Source organism: Streptomyces sp. (genome assembly GCF_031178505.1).
Taxonomy (GTDB): domain Bacteria; phylum Actinomycetota; class Actinomycetes; order Streptomycetales; family Streptomycetaceae; genus Streptomyces; species Streptomyces gulbargensis.
Window position 1 is genome coordinate 1 of sequence record NZ_JAPSIW010000809.1, and the last position, 3,048, is coordinate 3,048.

Genomic DNA, 3,048 nt, shown 5'->3' on the forward strand with positions numbered 1-3,048 from the left:
CGTCCGGTTTCTCCCCTGGTTTTCCACAGGGTCGCGCCGGGACCCTTGACGCAGCCTCCGGTCATTGTCACATTCATCGGTGTCAAGTTACGGACGCGTAGTGCGATCGGGCGCTCACACGGGACGGCGGATGGCATGGCCTCAGCAGTGACAGGCGAACTCACCGCGGAGCTGCGCGGGTTCAGGGACGTTCAGCGGCTGGCGTACGCGTGCGCGGAGGCGGTGGCGGCCCGGCTCAGGCCGGGGGTGACCGAGCGCGAGGCGGCCCGGATGCAGCGGGAGTGGCTGCACGAGCGCGGGGTGCGGGACTGGTTCCACCGGCCGTTCGCCTGGTTCGGGGACCGGACCGCCTTCACCGGCTTCAAGGTCCCGCTCCAGTTCTTCCCGACGAACCGGCGCCTGGAGGCGGGGATGCCGTTCATCCTCGACATGGCGCCGGTGCACCGCGGCTTCACGGCGGACGTCGGCTACAGCGGCTGCCTCGGCCCCCACCCGGTGCACGACCGGCTGCTGGCCGACCTCAGGGACCACCGGGAGCTGATCCTGCGCGAGGTCCGCGAGCGGCGCACGCTGCGGGAGATCTACGAGGACGTGGACCGGCTCATGGTCCGCCAGGGGTATGCGAACCGGCACCGGGCCTATCCCTTCGGCGTGATCGCCCACAAGATCGACCGGGTGCGGGAGCGCCGCTGGTCACCGACGCTGTTCGGTTTCGGTACGCAGGCGCTGAAGGGGCTGGCGAGCGACGCCCTGCACGGACACCGGGACGGCTGGTCGCCGCTCTGGTCGCCGTACCGGTTCTCCGACCACCCGCCGATGCCGGGGCTGTGGGCGGTGGAGCCGCACCTGGGATTCCGGGGCACCGGCGCGAAGTTCGAGGAGATCCTGGTCGTCACCGACTCGAAGGACCCCGAGGAGAGCGCCTTCTGGCTGGACGACGACCTGCCGCACGTGCGGCGCTGGAACGAGGAAGAGGGGGCTGCGGCGTGAACGCGGACATCGGCGGCGTGGGCGGTACGGGCCCGGGCGACCGTGAGGGCACGGGCGCGCGGGCGGGGACGGGCGGCGGTTCCGGCGGTACGCGCGCGGGCGGCGGCGCGGGGCTCGCGGAGGCGCGGGAGCGGTGGGTGCGCACGGGCGGGATCGAGCTGTGCGTGGCCGAACTCGGCGACCCGGCCCGGCCGACGGTGCTGCTCCTGCACGGCTACCCGGACTCCAAGGAGGTGTGGTCCCGGGTCGCGGTCCGGCTGGCCGAGGAGTTCCACGTGGTGCTGTACGACGTGCGGGGGCACGGCCGGTCGACCGCACCGGTCCCGCTGCGCGGGGGCTTCACGCTGGAGAAGCTGACGGACGACTTCCTGGCGGTGGCCGACGCCGTCAGTCCGGACCGGCCGGTGCACCTGGTCGGGCACGACTGGGGCTCGGTGCAGTCCTGGGAGTTCGTGACGGTCCGCCGCACCGCGGGCCGGATCGCCTCCTTCACCTCGATCTCGGGTCCGTCCCTGGACCACTTCGGGCACTGGATCAAGCGGCGGACGACCCGGCCGACACCGCGCCGGGTGGGACAGCTCCTCGGGCAGGGCGCGAAGTCCTGGTACGTGTACCTGCTGCACACCCCGGTCCTGCCGGAGCTCGCCTGGCGCGGCCCGCTCGGAAAGCGCTGGCCGAAGATCCTCGAGCGGGTCGAGAAGGTCCCGGCCGGTGACTACCCGACGGCCTCGCTGCCGAGCGACGCGGCGCACGGCGCCTGGCTCTACCGGGACAACGTCCGCGCCCGCCTCTCCAGGCCGCGCGCCGACGCCTACGCGCACGCGCCGGTGCAGCTGATCACGCCGGCGGGGGACGCCTTCCTGTCCGAGCGGCTCCACGACGACCTGGGCGAGTGGGTCCCGGAGCTGACCCGGCGGACGCTGTCGGCCAAGCACTGGGTGCCGCGCACCCGGCCGGACCAGTTGTCGGCGTGGATAACCGAGTTCGTCCGGACGCACGAGGAGCCGGCGGCGCGGGCGCCGAAGCCCGCCCCGGCGACGGCGCCGAAGGGCGGGGTGCGGCCGGAGTACGCGGAGCGGTTCGGCGGCCAGCTGGTGCTGGTCACCGGGGCGGCGAGCGGTATCGGGCGGGCCACCGCCTTCGCCTTCGCCGAGGCGGGCGCGCGGGTCGTGGCCGTGGACCGGGACGGCGACGGCGCGCTCCGTACGGCGGAGATGGCCCGGCTGATCGGGGCGCCGGAGGCCTGGGGCGAGACGGTGGACGTCGCCGACGAACAGGCGATGGAGAAACTGGCCGCGAAGGTGGAGGGGGAGTACGGGACCGTCGACGTCCTGGTCAACAACGCGGGCATCGGGCTCACCGGCTCCTTCTTCGACACCACGAGCGAGGAGTGGAAGCGGGTCCTGGACGTCAACCTGTGGGGGGTCATCCACGGCTGCCGGGTCTTCGGCGCGCGGATGGCCGGGCGCGGCCAGGGCGGCCACATCGTCAACATCGCGTCGGCGGCGGCCTTCCAGCCCTCCCGGGCTCTGCCGGCCTACAGCACCTCGAAGGCGGCCGTGCTCATGCTCAGCGAGTGCCTGCGGGCGGAGCTGGCGGGGCAGGGCATCGGGGTGTCGGCGATCTGCCCCGGGATCGTCAACACCGGCATCACGTCGACCGCGCGGTTCGCGGGCGTCACCGACGAGGCGGAGGAGAAGCGGCGGCAGAAGAAGGCGGCGCGCCTGTACGGCCTGCGGAACTACCCGCCGGAGAAGGTCGCGGACGCGATCCTGGGGGCGGTGCTGCACGACCGGCCCGTCGTGCCCGTGACCCCCGAGGCGCGCGGGGCCCATCTGCTGGGGCGGCTCAGCCCCGGGGTGCTACGGGCCTTCGCCCGCTGGCAGCCGCCGGCCTAGGTCGTGTCCGGAAAGTAGCGGCGTCAGCCCGCTGGGCAGGGCCCGCGGCGTCTGGTGCGTGCGATCGCAGGGCGACCTAGGAGCCGATCGGGGGCCGCCGTACGATCCCCCTCCGGGGGTTGCGCGGTGGCGGGACGAGGAAGCGGTCGGTGGGAGCGGG

General features: G+C 73.7%; 2 protein-coding genes. Both read left to right on the forward strand.

What is annotated here, in order from left to right:
• Positions 1 to 135: 135 nt before the first annotated feature.
• On the forward strand, positions 136 to 990 hold the full coding sequence (locus RIF68_RS32700; RefSeq protein WP_309054990.1) for a M24 family metallopeptidase: 855 nt from the start codon (positions 136 to 138) through the stop codon (positions 988 to 990).
• Positions 991 to 1,127: 137 nt separating this feature from the next.
• Positions 1,128 to 2,888 carry an SDR family oxidoreductase gene (locus tag RIF68_RS32705; RefSeq protein ID WP_309054992.1) on the forward strand — a complete coding sequence of 587 codons (1,761 nt, stop codon included), beginning with the start codon at positions 1,128 to 1,130 and terminating at the stop codon, positions 2,886 to 2,888.
• Positions 2,889 to 3,048 lie beyond the last annotated feature (160 nt).

Bases quoted from the DNA above. Each gene is read 5' to 3' on its own strand.
- RIF68_RS32700 (WP_309054990.1), top strand. From the start codon at position 136: ATGGCCTCAGCAGTGACAGGCGAACTCACCGCGGAGCTGCGCGGGTTC.